The following is a 16,452-nucleotide window of genomic DNA, read 5'->3' as shown; positions in this document are numbered from 1 at the left end:
TATATCGCTCCGTCAGTCAGATCGGCGGAAAGGAAAAGCGCGCGGCGATGCGCCGCGCCCAGGGGAGTGTCAGGGCGCTTTCCGTCACCGCATGGCCGGAAAACGCATGGATAAAGCGGGCATCGGCCCCGGTTTCCGACTGGAGACCCAGATGTTTCGCCACCCCGCCCTCACGCATGCGGAAGAGGATCACATCGCCCGGGGTCGCTTCGGCCCCTTTCGGGATCAGCCAGAGCTGCGCCGCCTCCAGCAGGGGCTCACCGGCACCCGCTTCGGCCCAGTCGGCGCTATAGGCCGGCAGCCGACAAGGCTCGCCGCCATAAAGCCTTCGCCAGATGCCCCGGATCAGCCCGAGACAATCGGCGCCGGCCCCCCGGCAGCTTGCCTGATGGATATAGGGGGTGCCCAGCCAGAGCCGGGCCTCGGCAACCGCCAGCTGCGCAGCCTGCATGGTCATGTCAGGTGAAATCATTGACGCTCCCCGAAAGCGGGAAGCGGCGGGGCTCACCCGTCGCAGGCCGGTCAGAACGCGGATAGCTTGTCAGCCAATCCTCTTCCGGAAGGTGAGGAAATCCGCGAAAATTATTGAAATTATTGAACTTCCCCCGACAGATTCCGGGTTGTTTGCTGCATCCCGCAATCAGTCGCAGCTGGTCGCCCGGCATCAGGGCGGCGCGTATACCCTCCCAGAGCACGATCCGCCGCCCGCCCTGCCGCTGGTCATCTGAACGGATCATCGCCACAAGGCCGGTTGCCTCGCCGCTCATCACCTCCAGCCGGCCATGTTCGAACCAGCGCGGATCAAATCCCGGCAAAGCGTCAAAGCTGAATTCCCGCCGGTCTGCGCTGATCTGCTGCACGGCGATGTCGCAGAAATAGCCCGGGGTCAGCAGGCTGAATGTACAGCGCCCATCCCCCAGCACGGTCGAGCAGTTCCGCGTATAGGCAAAGCCCGCCGGCTGCCCCAGTGGTTCCGAAAGCCCGCGCAATTCGGCGCGAAACGAGGCGCCGCGCCGGATCACCTCACCCAGCGAGCCGCGAAACAGTTCACGCCGCTCGGCAGGCTGGCGCCAGTTGGCCAGCCAGATCCGGACCTCTGCCCCGTCATAGCGTCCGGCATCCAGATCCTCCGCCGTGATCGCGGCATCGCTCAACGCGCCCACGGCCTCGGAATTGTCCACCGCCAGCCCGGTCGCCTGCTGCAACGCGCTTGCGGTCAGACCCGAGCCCGCCCGGTGGATCACCCCCTCCACCTCCAGATCGCAATCATGGTCAGTGAAACCCAGCACCGCACCATCCCGCCGCGAGACCGACCAGAGATGGCAAAGGCCGGTCACACCGCTCTGCAAATGTTCGCTCAGGGCGATTGTCACAGCCTGATCTCCACCACCGGCACATTGGGGACATCGCCGGCCTGAAAGCTGGCGACGGAAACCTGGATGCGGTCGGCGTCGAACCGCACCGGCACGTCGAATTCAAAGCCCGCCGTGATGCGGGTACCGACAGGCGGCGGGATCTCAAAGAGGATCTCGCCCTTCGCGGCATCGACGCTGAATTCGACGCCCTCGACCTTCTGATCCGCGGCTACAGCGACCAGCACGGTCCCTGCCACCGGCTTCAGGATCGGCCGCGAATAGCTTTCCTCGCCCGAGCGGTAGGCCTTCAAAAGCGGGAAGGTCACCCTCACCCCGTCCCCGATCGCAATATCCTGATCCAGCGGCCCGACCTTGCCCGAAGGCAGGCAGGAGCGGTAATCCGACCAGTCTTTCCAGCGAAACCCGTGAAGCTGACCGCGCCGCGCCTCGAAAAACGCGATCAGCGCTTCCAGATCATCCAGCGATCTCAGCCCGACGCCGGCATCGTAATGGCGCCGCGAATGGGCCCAGGGGGTATTGCGCTCCTCGAACCCATTGGCGAGCGCCACGATCTCGGTGCGCCGCTCCGGCCCGCCAACCGAGCCAAAGCTCAGATTGGCGGGGAACCTAATTTCGTGAAACATGCGCCTGTCCCTCACCTGTTCCGCTGACCGCGCGCCAGCGCCCGGCCCATTTGTGCCGCGATCTGGCTCTCTGAGCGCCGGAAGCCGGTCACATCGGGCGTCGAGATGTTCATCACCACATTGACCGGACGCCCGCCGCCCTGGGCCTGGACGCCCAGCTTGCCATCCGCGCCGCGGGTCAGCGGCATGATCGCCTCCGGTCCCGCCTCGCCCATCAGCCCGCGCCCGCCCCGCATGGGGAAAGCGACCGGCCCCGAGACCACGCCGCCATTTGCAAAGGGCATCACGCGGCCCTGTGCAAAACCTGCACCATTGGCGAAGGGCATCAGACCAGACATCACCGCATTGATTCCACTGGCAATCGCGCCGCCAGCGGCATTGTGGATCGGCCGCATCGCCACCGAATAAACCGTGTCGACAATCGACTGCGCCACGCCCTTCAGCGCGTCCGACAACCGCGTCCCGTCAAAGGCCAGCCCGTCAAAAGCCCGCCTCAGCCCCCCTGCGATGCCATTCGACAAAGTCGAGACCTCGCGCGAGGTGAAAGTCGCGCTGTCCCGCAGCCGACCCAGCTCTCCGTCAAAGGCCGCGACCATGGCGGCCGAGGCCCCCAGCCGCTCCTCAAGCCCCGCCAGCTGTTCCGCCAGCAGATCCGCTTCCGCCATTCTCATCCCCTTTCATCCTGTCAGCCCCGGTGTCGGGGAAAGACGCCGCCAGCTCCGCCAGCCGCGCCCGCGTCAGGGGCGGAGCCCCCCGCTCCGCCCCCAGCATGATCCGGAGTTCGACCGGCGTAAGGCTCCAGAACACGCGTGGCTCCAGCCCCAATCCGTAAAGCCCCGCCCGGATCAGCCCTGGCCAGTCGAACCTCCGGCTCATCCTCGCTCTCCGGTCGAGAACGCCCGTGCAAGCAGGGCCGCCGCCGCCTGGGCAGCCGCCACCGGCCCACCGCCGATCTCGACGGCAACCAGATCACCCGCCTGCCCCTTCCAGCCGCCGCCCCTCAGGCCAGCCACCACCAGTGCCAGCACGTCACGGCCCGAAAACCGCCCGCCCTCGAACCGCTCGACCAGATCCATCAACGAGGCTTCCCCAAGCCCTGCCTCCAGTTCAGCCAGCGCGCCCAGCGTCAGTTTTGCGACATGCGGGACGCCGTCGAGCGTAATCTCCACCTCACCGGCGAACGGGTTCCCCATCAAAGCGCCGTGAAGCTGAGGACACCCGCCGAGGCCAGACTGACCTCATAGGTCGCCTCGCCGTTATGGCTGCCGGCATATTCCAGGCTGGTGATCTGGAACGGCCCCTGCACCACGCCGAAATCCGGGATCACCACCTGAAAGGCCGGGATCTCGCCGTCAAAGAAGATCTGGCGTGCGCGTTCATCGGTTTCCGCATCGCGAAACACGCCCGAACCCGAGATGCTGGCCGATTTCACGCCCGCGCCGGCCAGCAGCTCACGCCAGCCGCCCGAGCTTTCCAGGCTCGTAACTTCCACCGTCTCGGCGTTGAAACTGGCGCGGGTGGCGCGCAGCCCGGCAATGGTCTCGAACTGGCCATCGCCAGTCTGGTCGATCTTGATCAGAAGGTCTTTCCCGGCCTGAACTGCCATGGTCTTCTCCTTGAAATTGATGAATTCCGGCTCAGATCCCGATCAAATCTCGATCCGGGCCCGGAAGGTCAGGTCGATCCGGCGCACAGTGCCCTCGCCGATCCGCCGCGCCACGGCCCGGTCAAAGGCAAGGCTCACCAGCCGCCCGCGCGACAGTGCCGGCAGCGGCGTGGCCATGAGGTCCGAAATCGCCACCGACAGCGTCTTTGCCGCCAGAAACCCCTCGGCATCGCTGATCACGCTGATCACCAGCCGGTGATCCGCCCCCGCACCGGATTTATCCGAGGCATCGCGGACATCCTCCGGCCCGATCAGGACGAAAAGCCCCGGCGGCGAGGGCGGCAACGCATCATGCACCGCAACCCCCGCCAAAACCGGCGCCGTGCTCAGCTGCTGGAAAACGGCCGCCTGCAAAGCCGCTGCTGCTGCATAGCTCATTTCGGCGCCTCCTCACGGCAGGTGCAGGTCAGCCAGAGGCCGCCCGGGTCATTCTCCGCCACCGCGAGGATGGTGAAAATCCGTGTCCCCAGTCGGAACCGCTGTTCGGGGCGCGGGCGGGCGGCGGCACCTGCGGGGGCGCCGCGCACCGTGATACGCCAGGCAACCGAGGTCAGGATCAGCTCCTCCCCCGAGGGGGCGCGCCCGGTTCCCGCCACCATCTCGGCCCAGAGGAGCCCCACCAGCGCCCAGCTGAGCGTAAAGCCACCGGCGCCATCGGGCAGCCGGGTCGCCTCTTCGAGGGCAAGCTGCTGGCGCAGCTGAGGCGCCCTCATCGCCGCCCCCCGCCCAGCACTCGGATCAGCCGCCAGCGCCCGATCAGCCCTTCAACGGCGCCCGGAAGGCCGGCGCCACGGGTGCCAGGATCATGGCGAAATTCGTAATATTCCGCCGCAAGCAGCATCACCGCCTGTTGCAGATCGGCCGGCACCCCCGCCCAGGTCGCCGAGAAACCGGCCTCGAACACCACCCGCACCGCGCCGCCCGTCGCCGGTTCGGGCAAGGCCGCCCCGGTTCCCGCGATGCGCGGCCGGTGCTGGTCCTGGATCAGCCGGTACAGCACCGGGTTCACCGCAGTCGCCACACCCAAAGCCGAGACCAGCTCGACGCTCACCAGAGATGAGACCGGGGCCAGCGGCAGCGCCTGGGCCTCAGCATCGCGCCAGGTCTCCATCTCCAGCAAAAAGCGGCGCCGGATCACGGCCTTGGCAATCCGCCCCTCGATCGCGGCAATCGCTGCGCGCAGATGGCTTTCCAGCAGCGCATCCTGATCCGTCGCCAACGCAAAACCGCTGCCAAGGCGCAGATGTTCTTTCAACGCTGCCAGCGGCAGGCTCGCCACCGGCACCGCCGTTTCTTCCGTCAGTCTCATACCCTGCGCCCCCATTGCTCACGGTCGAAGAAAGGGAGCCAGGCCGCGAACGGCCCGGCCCGGCGTCAGATCGTCAGGAGGTCGCGACACGCAGCAGTTTGATGGCGGCATAATCGGCAATATCGCCGCCGACACGCTTGGTCGCATAGAAAAGCACATGGGGCTTGGCCGAGAACGGATCGCGCAGGATGCGCAGATCCGGGCGCTCGGCGATGGTGTAGCCGGCGTTGAAATCGCCGAACGCAATCGGGAAACTGTTCGCAGCGACGTCGGGCATATCCTCGCAGATCAGCACGGCATAGCCCATCAGACGCGCAGGCTCGCCCGCCGCCAGACCATCCGACCACAGGAAGCGGCCATCGGCATCCTTCATCTTCCGCACCGCGCCGGCGGTTTTCGAATTCATCAGGAAGGTGCCATTGGCGCGGTAATCGGCACCCAGGGCGTAGACCAGGTTTATGATGCAATCGGCCGGATTGGTGGTGGCGAAATCCGCCGCAGCGCCGGTCGGCACATAACCGAGATTGCCCCAGGTCCAGGAGGCGTTCGCCACCTTCGTGGGCAAGAGGATGCCCTTCGGCTTGTCGACACCGTCCCCGTTGATGAAGGCCGCCGCCTCAGCCCGAATGAAGCGCGTCGCGATCTTTCCGGCAAGCCAGCCTTCAACATCGAAAGCGCTGTCATCGAGCAGCCGCTGGCTGGCCTTCGGCATCGCCGACAACTCATGCAGCCGGATCTGGATGCGTTCAAGTGTGGGCGTCGCGGTCTCGGCAGTGGCCGCCGCCTCGGTCGCCCAACCCGAACCGACCTCGGAACGGTCGATCAGCACATCGAACGAGGTTGCCTCGACCTGCACCACATTGGCAACCGAGCGCAGCGAAGAGGTCGAGATCAGCATCGAGCGGATCTGATCCGCCGTCTGCGGCGAGACCAGATAGCCGCCATCCGCCGCCACTGCGCTCGAGAGCGCCTTACCCTCCATCGCGAGGCCCCGATACCCGTCATCATCGCCCGAGCGCAGATAGGCGTTGAACGCCTTCTGATGCGGTGCATTCTCCTCCACGGCAGCGGAAAGTGCCGGGCGGCCCCAGGTCATGGTTTTCTTCTGAAGCATGGTCAGTCGCTCTTCCTGATGTTGCAGCGATTGTTTCACGTCGACCTGAAAGGAACTGAATTCTTTCAGGAATCCGGCCATGGCGGCTTTCACCTCCGCAGCCGGGCTCAGGCCCGGGGAAATTTCCCCGGCCCGGATTTCTCTCTCCGTCATCCGATTTTCCTCTTGTCAGGCAGAAATCCCGGGCGCGCGGTCAGCGCCCCGCAAGGTCACGCCTTGCACTGTCGAAAAGCGCGGCAAGCCCGTCAAAAACCGAAAGCATCTCCTCCGATTTCGCCGCCACCCGCGCCTCGCTCAGCATCGGGAAGGTCACCAGCGACACTTCCCAAAGCTCAAGTTCCAAAAGCTTGCGCCCCTTCCCCTCACGCTCCGAGCGCAAGGTCCGGTAGCCGATCGACAGCCCGTCCAGCGCACCCGCCTCCAGCAAAGCCGCCGCCTCGCGCCCCTTCGCCACATCGGTCAAAAGCCGCCCCTTGACCCAAAGACCGGTGGCATCCTCGCGCACCTCATCCCAGATGCCGATGGGCTGCGTCGGGTCATGCTGCCAGAGCATCCGCACCTTGCCGCCCTTCGCCGCCAGCCTCGTAAGCGACGCGTGATACGCCCCAGGCGCCACGGTATCGCCGCCCTGATCCTTCACCCCAAACAAGGATGCATAGCCAGAAAGCTCGCGCCCCTCGGTCAGCACCAGCCCGGCCTCGGGCCGGCAGAATTTATGTTCCAGCATCACAACCCCTCATTTCATTGCCGCCCGGATCACCGCCTCGGCTCCCTGCGCCAGCAGGAAGCCCGCGACCCCGTAAACCCCCAGCCAGATCCGCCGTTCCAGACGCTCCAGCGCCGCGTCGATCTGGCCAAGACGAAATTCCAGCCCCGCCCAGCGTTCTTCCATCACCCGCTCATTGGCCTCGATCCGGGCATGGGCGGCATCGAAACTGTCGAAGACAAAGCGCGAGCCCGTCCCCTCCTTGCGTTGGCTCATTCCGCCCCCTCATCGCCAGCCTCAGCCAGACGCGGCAGGCCCAGAAGCGCCCGTTTCTCGGCATCTGTCAGGAATGTGGCCGCCCCCACCCGCGCCCATTGCTGGTCGCGTTCCATCGCCAGCGCGGGGATCTGATCCAGATCAGGCCGCAGCTCCACCACCTCGCCGCCAAACCCCGCCAGCCAATGCGACAGCGATGCCAGCACACGGCTGGCCAGCGGCAGCACCGTCAACCGGTAAAAAGCCCGGTTCGCCTCCTGGTAATTGGCATAGGTGGCATCGCCGGGGATCCCCATCAGCATCGGAGGCACCCCAAACGCCACCGCAATCTCCCGCGCCGCTGCCAGCTTCGTCTCGTGGAACTCCATATCCGAGGGCGAGAACCCCATCGGCTTCCAGTCGAGCCCGCCTTCCAGCAACATCGGTCGCCCGGCATTCTTCGCGCCCTGGTGATGCGCCTCCATCTCGGACACCAGCCGGTCATACTGGTCCGGCGTCAGCACCGACTGCCCGTCAGCCCCCTTGTAGATGATCGCCCCCGAAGGCCGCGCCGCATTGTCCAAAAGCGCCCTGGACCAGGCCGAGGCCGCATTGTGCACATCCACCGCCACCGCTGCCGCCTGCATCGGCGACAACCCGTAATGGTCATCCTGCGGGTGAAAACTGCGGATATGACAGATCGGGCTCACCCCGTCCGAGACCTCGAACCGATGCACCCGCCCGGCCACGGAATAGTCAAACGCCACCGGCCAGCCATCCGAACCCGGAACCAGCGCCATGCGGTCGGGGCGCAGCGCATGCAACTCCCCCGGCAGCGCATCCTCGCCCGGCACCGCCTCGATCCAGGCATTGCCGGTCAGAAGCATATGCCCGTAAACCGCCTCCAGAAGCTCGGCCCGCCCCTGCGCCCCATTCGGCCGCGACAACAGCCGCAGCACCGGATGCGCCTCATAGCGGCGCTCGCAATCCTGGCAGATCACCGGCAAAGCCGCTGCCGCCTCGGCGATCATCCTCACCGCGCGAAACCCGACCGGATTGCCCTGAAACCCCGCCCGCGTCAGCGAGACCACATCGCGCGCGCCCGAGGCCACCCGACCCGCGCCCCCCGGCACCGAGCGGGCGATTACCCGCCCGGTCGCACTCGCCTTCAGCTCGGGCACCGGCGGCACCCTCGATCTGCCCTTCAGGAAATCGAACACAAAGCCGCTCCTTTCGTAAGCCATGCGAAAGCCGCCCCGAAAAGGCACCCCTCCCGCTATCTTCCTCTTGATCCAAATACTCCGGGGGTCCCGGGGGCTGGCCCCCGGCTTTTGGTAACCTGCGGGCTGGCCCCCGGCCCTTCCGCAAACCGCAGGATGCCCGCCTGCTCTTCTGGCCCGCGGATCCTGGTAACCTGCGGACGGCCCCTCAGCTGCCAGCCCGGTATGAGATCTCAGATCGTCCGCACCCCTGGCTGGCCGATCCTGGACGAAGGCGCGATCATCAGTTCGGTCAGCGCCCAGACCAGCGCGTCCAACCGGTCGGGGCTGCCTTGCCCCTGCCAGCCGGTCCGCGTCATCTTCATCATCTGCTCTTCCAGATCACCGAGGCCCCGCTGATGCGCGATCCGGCCCTGTTCATACAAAGCCGCAACCGGCTCGGCACGCAGCATCTTGCCCCGCATCGCCCGCACCTCGCGCACCGGCACCAGCGGATCGACCTGACGCACCACGCCTGCGACCAGATCTCCGCCCTGGTTCACCTCGACAACCAGCCGCTCGGCGCCGAATTCCTCCATCGCCGCCACGGCTGCCCGCGCCCAGCCATCCGGGCTGGCGCCCTTCACCGTCCGGTCGGCCAGCACCACCGCCCGCCAGTCGGCCGGCGCCCCGCTGGTATCCGCGCCGACCACCACGATGCCGCATTCATCCGACTTCTTGGTCGCTGTCACCGGCGGGTCCACCGCCACCACCACCCGCAGCGGGCGAATCTCGGCCGAAGCCTGCGACTGCGCAATCATCGCCCGCGACCAGAGCGCGCCCTCGGCTTCCTCGACCAGCAGCCCCTCCAGCTCCTGGCGGCCCTGCGAGGTGCCGCCATAGCGCGCCTTCACCTCTTCCAGATAACTCTCGGCCAGCCAGGCCCGGTTGGCCTCGGTCGGCGCATGGGTCACCACGGTCGAAGGGTTCTGCAAGATCGCCTTCAGCACCGCCACATTCCTCGGCGTCGTCGTCACCACCTGCTGCGGATTGTCCCCCAGCCGCAGGCCGAATTGCAGCTGATCCCAGGTCTCCGCCGCTTTCGGCCATTTCGCCAGCTCATCCGCCCAGGCCGCATCGAATTGCGGCCCCCTCAGACGCTCCGGATCATGCGCCGAGAAAAGCTGCGCCACCGCCCCATTCGCCCATTCCAGCCGGTTGCGCGCGGCAACCCATTTCGGCCGCCGGTCCGGGGGCGAACAGGCCAGAATGCCACTCTCCCCCAGCACCATCACCTCGCGCGCCTGTTCCAGCGTTTCCGCCACCAGCGCCACCCGCCTTGCCCGGCCCGGAGCATCCACCGTATCGCCCTCGACCATGGCCCGCACCCATTCCGCCCCGGCCCGGGTCTTCCCCGCACCGCGCCCGCCCATGATCACCCAGGACTTCCATGCCCCTTCAGGCGGCATCTGATGCGGCAGCGCCCAGAAGTCGAAAATCCAGGGCAGCGCGCGCAGCGCATTGTCGCTTAACCCACCCAGGAATTCGTCAATCTCCCCGGGCAGCGCGGAGGCGAGCCAATCGGCGCCCGATCTCATCGCGCGCCGCACCGAGGTCGAGTTCGCCGTCTGAGGCGCCCCCTCCGGCAAGCTCTTTGCGGAGTTTCTCGACATTCCTTCTCTCCTCCAGCAGCGCCTTTGACAGATCGGCCAGATCCCTGACCGCCCGCCTGCCCTCTTTTGCCAGTTCAAATTTTCCCACGCGAATGCCCGCGAAGGCCTCGTTCAACTCCTCCACCGCGATCCGGTAGAGCTCTTCGGTCAGGTTCAGCGCCCCGGCTGCATCAGCGCTTTTTGCTGCGCGGTCGGGGTCGCCGTCACCCTCCGTGAATCTGATCGTCATAGATGCCAGCCCGCCCTCATGCCGTCCCTTCAAAAGCCAGCTGCGCCGGCCTGTCCGGGGCCTGCCCGGTGAAAGACCCGCGACATAAAAAAGCGGCCCCGGGTCACCCCCTGGCCGCTTTCACACCTGTTTCAGCATGTCACAATCTCTACGTCAGAGCGGGCGCAGAGTCAAGATAAAAATTCAACAAAAACAATGGCTTAACCGAACCCCGCATTAACGTTTCTTTAATGTTTTGCCGGAAATTCAGCTCCGATCAGTCCGCGCTCTGCACGCCACCCTGACCCGCCTCGCCCCGCTGAGCCTCGATTTCACGCCAGCGCGCGACATTCTCGTTATGCTCGGCAAGGGTCACCGCAAAGGCATGGCCGCCGGTGCCATCGGCGACAAAGAACACATAATCCGACTCCTGCGGATGCAGCGCTGCCTCGATCGAGGCGCGGCCCGGATTGGCGATCGGTGTCGGCGGAAGACCACCAATAACATAGGTATTATAAGGGGTTGCCCGGCGCAGCTCGCTTTGGCGCAGGCCCCGTCCCAGCACGCCCTCGCCCTTGGTGATGCCATAGATCACCGTCGGATCGGTCTGCAGCCGCATCCCCTGGCGGAGGCGGTTGACGAAAACGCTCGCCACCAGCCCGCGCTCATCCGGCACCCCGGTTTCCTTCTCGATGATCGAGGCCATGATCATCGCCTGTTCCGGCGTATCATAGGGCAGATCGGGATCGCGCCCCATCCACAGATCCGCGATGATCCGCTCCTGGTTCGCCGTCATCTGCGCGATCAGCGCCGCGCGGTCGCCGCCTTTGATCACATCATAGCTTTGCGGCGCCAGCGATCCCTCCGGCGGTACGGCGGCAATTTCACCCGCCATGAAGTCGACCTTCTTCAGCGCATCGGCCACCGCCCAAGAGGTCACGCCCTCCACCACCGTCACCGTGAATCGCATATCCGCCTGCGCCTCGGCCTCGGTGTATTCTGCCGGCTTCTCCACCGCATCAGGGGCGAATTTCGCCACTTCGACAAAGCGGTTCGTCGCCGGATCCAGCTCGCGCAGCACCACATTCGAACTCGCGACACCGATCACCAGCTGGATCTCCTGCCCGCAGGTCGAGGCCCCTCCCAGCGTCAGCGCCCCCAGAACGTCCTCCATCGTGGCGCCGGGCGGGATCAGATAAGAGCCGAATTTCAGATCCTTGGAGCGCCCGGAATATTCCGCGCCGATCCGGAAGATCCGCGCATCCGCAACCGCGCCCCGCGCCTCAAGATTGCGCGAGACCGAGGCGAGGCTGGCGCCCCGCTCGACCTGCACACAAACCGCCTCGGTCAGCGGTCCTGGCCTGACATAGACATTCCGCCCCCAGGCCACCAGCGCCGCCGCCGCAATCAGCAGCACGATAAAGAATGTCAGCGCATTCGAGGCGATGCTTTTCCACATAGATTACTTGACCTTACCCAGCACGAGGCTGGCATTGGTGCCGCCAAAACCAAAGCTGTTCGACAGCGCGATGTCGATCTTGCGCGCGATCTTCTTATTGGGGGCGAGGTTCAGCTTCGGTGCAACCGCCGGGTTGTCGAGGTTGATCGTCGGCGGCGCCACCTGATCACGAATGGCGAGGATGCAGAAAATCGCCTCCACCGCGCCGGCCGCGCCCAACAGGTGGCCAATCGACGACTTGGTCGAAGACATCACCGCATTCGAGGCCGCATCGCCCAGCAGGCGCTCCACCGCGCCCAGCTCAATCGTATCCGCCATGGTCGACGTGCCATGCGCGTTGATGTAATCGACCTGATCCGGCGTGATCCCCGCCCGCGCCAGCGCGGCCTTCATGGAACGGAAGCCACCATCACCATCCTCCGACGGCGCGGTGATGTGATAGGCATCACCCGAAAGCCCGTAGCCCAGCACTTCCGCGTAAATCTTCGCGCCGCGCGCTTTGGCGTGCTCATACTCCTCCAGCACGACGACACCGGCACCCTCCCCCATGACAAAGCCATCGCGATCCGCGTCATAGGGGCGGCTCGCTTTGGCCGGATCATCGGCGCGTTTCGTCGACAGCGCCTTGCAGGCATTGAACCCCGCGATACCGATTTCCGAGATCGGGCTTTCCGCGCCGCCCGCCACCATCACATCGGCATCGCCAAGCATGATCAGCCGCGCCGCATCGCCAATCGCATGCGCCCCGGTCGAGCAGGCCGTCACCACCGCATGGTTCGGCCCCTTGAAGCCAAAGCGGATGGAAACCTGCCCCGAGATCAGATTGATAAGCGACCCCGGGATGAAGAAAGGCGAAACCCGTTTCGGCCCCTTTTCTTTGATCAGCACCGCCGTCTCGGCAATCGTCGACAGCCCGCCAATCCCCGAGCCGATCATCACCCCGGTGCGTTCCCTGTCCTCTTCCGAGACCGGCTCCCAGCCCGAATCCGTCACCGCCTGAACTGCCGCCGCCATCCCGTAAAGGATGAATTCATCGACCTTGCGCTGCTCTTTCGGCTCCATCCAGTCATCGGGGTTGAAGGTGCCATCCGAACCGTCGCCGCGCGGGATCTCGCAGGCATATTGCGTCACCAGATTCGAGGCATCAAACCGCGTAATCGGCCCTGCACCGGATTTTCCCTCCAGCAGGCGGCTCCAGGTTTCCTCCACGCCTGAAGCCAGCGGCGTGACCATTCCCAGACCCGTAACGACGACACGGCGCATATGTGCACTCCCCAGAAAGGCGATCATTCCCTTCGCCTGATACACGCGCACCCGCGCCCCCGCAACAGAAGGGGCGCAACGCGGGCAAAGCTGCGCCATTTGGCTGCGCAGCATTCCCCCGAAAGCCTGCTTTCCCCTGGCGGGCTGCGCTCGCCTTGCGGGGAGGAACCGGCGATCACAAATCCGGCGGGCGGATGACTTCGTGCCCCGGTCGGTGAAAAATCCGCCAGGCCGAAAGACAGCCAGAGCAGAAATGGTGGAAATCTCCTCTTCCCCGCCCACCAGCCTGCCAGGGGCAGGGCCATCCACAATGCGCTCCGGTCTCCCTGGCCTGCGACCACCATGCCCCCCTGGCTGCTGATCGCAGCCCTTTGGCGCACCGAATCCCGATGTATGGGTCAGCGCAAGGCGCCGCCGGGCATCACTGTTTTCCTGTTCCACCGATGCGGCTGACCACCTGATGCTCTCAGCACTGTTCACCTCAAACCCTTCGGTGCCACTATAAATAATGCCCAGCGCAATCTGCGCCCCGGCATGGCCCTTTTCAGCCGCCGCGCGATACCATTTCCCGGCCAGGTGAGGATTTCTTGCGGTAGCCCAGCCAATCCGGAAAATCTTGCCAGAACAGAACCTGACGTTCATGTCCCCTGCTTTGCCGCCAGCATCAGCCGTTTGCGGGTCTCGGCCTTGTCTTTGGCCACACCAAATTCGGTCATAAGGCCCCGCGCCACGCTGAACGTCCCGACAGCAAGGCCCCCTTTCGAGACGGCGAGACACCATGCATGAGCTCTCACCGGGTCCATCTCCAGCCCGATGCCAGCCTCACAGATGATTCCGATCTTGTTCTGCGCCCGGGGATGGCCCTGCCCGGATGCGGCAAGATGCCATTTGGCGGCCTCCCCACTACCCGGGGTCACATTCTCACCGACCAGATAAACAACCCGAGGCTGGGACTGAGCATCGACATCGCCCCGTTTCGCAGCATGCCACGCCTGCTCAGGTCCCGATCCACCGCAGGAGCGTTCCGCAGGCAGAAAGACAGCACCCCCCATCAGGGCGAGACCTGGCAGAACACGGGCAAGACCCATTACGAGGCTCCGGCGCAACAGGTTCCGCCCTTAATCCCATTCGGTGTGACCGGTTTTGCGGCGGAACCAGGGGAATGCCCGCCCTTGCACAGGCCCCAGCGCAAGCTCAGACATCAGCCCGCAAAAACAAAAGGCCCCCCGCAAGCGGAGAGCCTTTCCTCATCCCGTCCGGGACGAAACGATCAGACAGCTTTCGAGATGAAGCCGACCGCGTCGCCGAAGGTCTGGATGGTTTCGGCGGCGTCATCGGGGATCTCGATCCCGAATTCTTCCTCGAAAGCCATGACCAGCTCGACCGTGTCCAGCGAGTCAGCACCCAGATCGTCGATGAACGAGGCGGTCTCGGTGACCTTGTCCTCTTCAACGCCGAGATGCTCGACAACGATCTTCTTCACGCGATCTGCGATGTCGCTCATGTTACGTCCTCTACTCCGTTCGCGGGGTCATGCCCCCGGGCCTGGTTCTCGGGCCTGGTTATCCGCGCCGGGTGTGGTGTCCCGATCACGGCAGCACCGGGGCGAGCCCCCGGGATTCTGGCGCGCGCTATAGCACAGCCGCGCCCCATGGCAAATGCTTTCCGGGTCAAAGGTCAAGTGCCGGCCAGCCGCCAGCCCCGTCCGAAGGCCCGGAAATGCTCAGATCATCGCCATTCCGCCATTCACATGCAAAGTGGCGCCGGTGACATAGCCCGCCTCACCCGAGGCAAGATAGACGACCGCCGCCGCAATCTCCTCCGGGCGTCCCATCCGCCCCGCCGGCACCGCCGAGAGAATCCCCCCCTTCTGTGCCTCATTAAGCTTATCGGTCATCGCAGTCTCGATGAACCCGGGCGCCACGCAGTTGACGGTGATGCCCCGGCTCGCGACCTCAGAGGCCAGGGCTTTCGACATCCCCACCATCCCGGCTTTCGAGGCGCAATAATTCGCCTGGCCCGGATTGCCGGTCGTCCCCACGACCGAAGAGATATTGATGATCCGGCCATAGCGCGCCTTCATCATCCCCCGGATCGCCGCCCGGCACAGCCGGAAGCTTGCGGTCAGGTTGACGTCGATCACCGATGCCCAATCCTCATCCGACATCCGCATGGCCAGCCCGTCACGGGTGATCCCGGCATTGTTGACCAGGATATCGACCGATCCCATCGCCTCGACGCCACGCTTCACCAGCCCTTCAACCTCTTCGGCGACCGAAAGGTTACAGGCCAGGACATGCGCCCGTTCCCCCAACTCCGCCGCCAGCTCCTCCAGAGGCGCCACCCGCGTCCCCGAAAGCCCGACCACCGCGCCCGCCTTGTGCAAAGCCCGCGCAATATCCGCGCCGATCCCGCCCGAAGCACCTGTAACCAGCGCCGTCTTTCCCGTCAGATCAAACATCACCCATCTCCCAAAGGTCTGAGACCTTTTCATCTGTCCTTAAATATCCCGGGGTGCGACCATTGATTTCGCCATTGGTTCCAGAAACCAATGGTCGCGGGGGGCTGCCCCCGGCCAGTCCCCGGCCTGTCCACCGATCCGCCCTCAGCCCTTCAGCGCCGCCACATCCTGCGGCGTCCCTACGGCTTTCACCACGGCCTCTTTCTGAATGCGCCGGATCATACCCGAAAGCGCCTTGCCGGCCCCCACTTCCCAGTATTCGGCCACACCCGCGCGCTCCATCCACAGAACCGATTCCCGCCAGCGGACCGAACCCGTCACCTGCGCCACCAGCAGATCCGCGATTTTTGAGGCCTCGGTCACCGCCTCGGCCCGCACATTGGCAACCAGCGGCACCACCGGGTCCGAGATCACCACCCCGGCCAGAGCCTCCGCCATCCTGGCCGCCGCCGGCTGCATCAGCGCGCAATGGAAGGGCGCGCTGACGGGCAGCAGGATCGCCCGCTTCGCGCCGCGCGCTTTGGCGATCTCCACCGCGCGCTCAACCGCCGCCTTATGCCCCGAGACCACCACCTGTGCCGGGTCATTGTCATTCGCCGCCTGGCAAACCTCCCCCTGGGCCGCCTCGGCCGCCACTTCCGACGCCGCCGCGAAGTCAAGGCCCAGCAGCGCCGCCATGGCACCGACACCCACCGGCACCGCCTCCTGCATCGCAACGCCCCGCACCCGCAAGAGCCGCGCCGTGTCGGTCAGGCTCAGGCTCCCCGCCGCACAAAGCGCCGAATACTCGCCAAGGCTGTGCCCCGCGACGAAATCCGCCGTCCCCTTCAGCGGGAACCCTTCCGCCTCCAGCACCCGCACGGCAGCCATCGAGGTCGCCATCAGCGCCGGCTGCGCATTCTGGGTCAGCGTCAGCGCCGCAATATCCCCCTCACGGATGAGAGCCGAGAGCTTCTCGCCCAAAGCCTCGTCCACCTCGTCGAAAACCGCCCGGGCCACCGGCCATTCAGCGGCCAGCTCCATCCCCATCCCGATCGCCTGAGCGCCCTGACCGGGAAAAACAAATGCACGGCTCATGCGTGATCCTCCATGAATTTCCCCCCGGAATAGCGCGATCCCCCCCCTCTCGCAATGTTGAGC

General features: G+C 65.4%; 22 protein-coding genes. All 22 read right to left on the bottom strand.

Features of this window, described 5'->3' with window-relative positions:
• Nucleotides 1–16: 16 nt before the first annotated feature.
• Nucleotides 17–472, bottom strand: coding sequence for a C40 family peptidase (locus DRF71_RS02780; protein WP_232831269.1), 456 nt, complete (start codon nucleotides 470–472; stop codon nucleotides 17–19).
• The gene (locus DRF71_RS02775) at nucleotides 459–1,373 is read right to left on the bottom strand and encodes a DUF2163 domain-containing protein (protein ID WP_112309052.1); all 915 of its coding nucleotides are present in this window, start codon (nucleotides 1,371–1,373) and stop codon (nucleotides 459–461) included. Before DRF71_RS02775 ends, DRF71_RS02780 begins: the two co-directional genes overlap by 14 nt.
• Entirely contained in the window at nucleotides 1,370–1,999 is a 630-nt protein-coding gene (locus DRF71_RS02770) for a phage distal tail protein, Rcc01695 family (protein WP_112309051.1), read from the bottom strand. The genes DRF71_RS02775 and DRF71_RS02770 overlap by 4 nt, the downstream gene beginning before the upstream one ends.
• 11 nt (nucleotides 2,000–2,010) lie before the next feature.
• Nucleotides 2,011–2,664 carry a phage tail tape measure protein gene (locus DRF71_RS02765; protein WP_112309050.1) on the bottom strand — a complete coding sequence of 218 codons (654 nt, stop codon included), beginning with the start codon at nucleotides 2,662–2,664 and terminating at the stop codon, nucleotides 2,011–2,013.
• Nucleotides 2,621–2,875, bottom strand: a complete 255-nt coding sequence (locus DRF71_RS02760; RefSeq protein ID WP_112309049.1) for a rcc01693 family protein — start codon at nucleotides 2,873–2,875, stop codon at nucleotides 2,621–2,623. The genes DRF71_RS02765 and DRF71_RS02760 overlap by 44 nt, the downstream gene beginning before the upstream one ends.
• Nucleotides 2,872–3,192: a gene transfer agent family protein gene (locus tag DRF71_RS02755; protein ID WP_112309048.1), complete on the bottom strand. Its 321-nt coding sequence runs from the start codon at nucleotides 3,190–3,192 to the stop codon at nucleotides 2,872–2,874. The genes DRF71_RS02760 and DRF71_RS02755 overlap by 4 nt, the downstream gene beginning before the upstream one ends.
• Entirely contained in the window at nucleotides 3,192–3,605 is a 414-nt protein-coding gene (locus DRF71_RS02750; RefSeq protein ID WP_112309047.1) for a phage major tail protein, TP901-1 family, read from the bottom strand. Before DRF71_RS02750 ends, DRF71_RS02755 begins: the two co-directional genes overlap by 1 nt.
• A gap of 42 nt (nucleotides 3,606–3,647) precedes the next feature.
• On the bottom strand, nucleotides 3,648–4,043 hold the full coding sequence (locus tag DRF71_RS02745) for a DUF3168 domain-containing protein (RefSeq protein WP_112309046.1): 396 nt from the start codon (nucleotides 4,041–4,043) through the stop codon (nucleotides 3,648–3,650).
• On the bottom strand, nucleotides 4,040–4,378 hold the full coding sequence (locus DRF71_RS02740; RefSeq protein WP_112309045.1) for a head-tail adaptor protein: 339 nt from the start codon (nucleotides 4,376–4,378) through the stop codon (nucleotides 4,040–4,042). The genes DRF71_RS02745 and DRF71_RS02740 overlap by 4 nt, the downstream gene beginning before the upstream one ends.
• On the bottom strand, nucleotides 4,375–4,974 hold the full coding sequence (locus tag DRF71_RS02735) for a head-tail connector protein (RefSeq protein WP_112309044.1): 600 nt from the start codon (nucleotides 4,972–4,974) through the stop codon (nucleotides 4,375–4,377). Before DRF71_RS02735 ends, DRF71_RS02740 begins: the two co-directional genes overlap by 4 nt.
• Nucleotides 4,975–5,047: 73 nt before the next feature.
• On the bottom strand, nucleotides 5,048–6,241 hold the full coding sequence (locus DRF71_RS02730; RefSeq protein ID WP_112309043.1) for a phage major capsid protein: 1,194 nt from the start codon (nucleotides 6,239–6,241) through the stop codon (nucleotides 5,048–5,050).
• A 40-nt stretch (nucleotides 6,242–6,281) separates the two neighbouring features.
• Nucleotides 6,282–6,815, bottom strand: a complete 534-nt coding sequence (locus DRF71_RS02725) for an HK97 family phage prohead protease (RefSeq protein ID WP_112309042.1) — start codon at nucleotides 6,813–6,815, stop codon at nucleotides 6,282–6,284.
• Between the two features lie 9 nt (nucleotides 6,816–6,824).
• Nucleotides 6,825–7,070: a GTA head formation protein, RCAP_rcc01685 family gene (locus DRF71_RS02720; protein WP_112309041.1), complete on the bottom strand. Its 246-nt coding sequence runs from the start codon at nucleotides 7,068–7,070 to the stop codon at nucleotides 6,825–6,827.
• Nucleotides 7,067–8,293 (bottom strand): phage portal protein, encoded by a 1,227-nt coding sequence (locus tag DRF71_RS02715; protein ID WP_112309040.1) that lies wholly within the window; start codon nucleotides 8,291–8,293, stop codon nucleotides 7,067–7,069. The genes DRF71_RS02720 and DRF71_RS02715 overlap by 4 nt, the downstream gene beginning before the upstream one ends.
• Nucleotides 8,294–8,502: 209 nt before the next feature.
• A complete protein-coding gene (locus DRF71_RS02710; RefSeq protein WP_198672049.1) occupies nucleotides 8,503–9,846 on the bottom strand; it encodes a DNA-packaging protein in 1,344 nt (447 codons plus the stop codon).
• The gene (locus DRF71_RS02705; RefSeq protein ID WP_232831267.1) at nucleotides 9,797–10,150 is read right to left on the bottom strand and encodes a hypothetical protein; all 354 of its coding nucleotides are present in this window, start codon (nucleotides 10,148–10,150) and stop codon (nucleotides 9,797–9,799) included. Before DRF71_RS02705 ends, DRF71_RS02710 begins: the two co-directional genes overlap by 50 nt.
• Before the next feature lie 256 nt (nucleotides 10,151–10,406).
• Nucleotides 10,407–11,588 (bottom strand): endolytic transglycosylase MltG, encoded by a 1,182-nt coding sequence (gene mltG, locus DRF71_RS02700; RefSeq protein ID WP_112309039.1) that lies wholly within the window; start codon nucleotides 11,586–11,588, stop codon nucleotides 10,407–10,409.
• 3 nt (nucleotides 11,589–11,591) lie between these two features.
• A complete protein-coding gene (fabF, locus tag DRF71_RS02695) occupies nucleotides 11,592–12,851 on the bottom strand; it encodes a beta-ketoacyl-ACP synthase II (RefSeq protein WP_112309938.1) in 1,260 nt (419 codons plus the stop codon).
• A gap of 638 nt (nucleotides 12,852–13,489) precedes the next feature.
• Nucleotides 13,490–13,645: a hypothetical protein gene (locus DRF71_RS27150; protein ID WP_157970894.1), complete on the bottom strand. Its 156-nt coding sequence runs from the start codon at nucleotides 13,643–13,645 to the stop codon at nucleotides 13,490–13,492.
• A 476-nt stretch (nucleotides 13,646–14,121) separates the two neighbouring features.
• The gene (locus tag DRF71_RS02685) at nucleotides 14,122–14,355 is read right to left on the bottom strand and encodes an acyl carrier protein (RefSeq protein WP_092896614.1); all 234 of its coding nucleotides are present in this window, start codon (nucleotides 14,353–14,355) and stop codon (nucleotides 14,122–14,124) included.
• A 219-nt stretch (nucleotides 14,356–14,574) separates the two neighbouring features.
• Nucleotides 14,575–15,312 carry a 3-oxoacyl-[acyl-carrier-protein] reductase gene (gene fabG / locus DRF71_RS02680; protein WP_112309037.1) on the bottom strand — a complete coding sequence of 246 codons (738 nt, stop codon included), beginning with the start codon at nucleotides 15,310–15,312 and terminating at the stop codon, nucleotides 14,575–14,577.
• A gap of 144 nt (nucleotides 15,313–15,456) precedes the next feature.
• Complete coding sequence (fabD, locus tag DRF71_RS02675; RefSeq protein ID WP_112309036.1) at nucleotides 15,457–16,389, bottom strand: ACP S-malonyltransferase; 933 nt, start codon at nucleotides 16,387–16,389, stop codon at nucleotides 15,457–15,459.
• Nucleotides 16,390–16,452: the final 63 nt, after the last annotated feature.

It is taken from the genome of Pseudogemmobacter bohemicus (assembly GCF_003290025.1).
GTDB lineage: Bacteria > Pseudomonadota > Alphaproteobacteria > Rhodobacterales > Rhodobacteraceae > Pseudogemmobacter > Pseudogemmobacter bohemicus.
The sequence above is the reverse complement of the archived record's forward strand: the minus strand, read 5'-3'. Positions and strand labels throughout refer to the sequence as shown.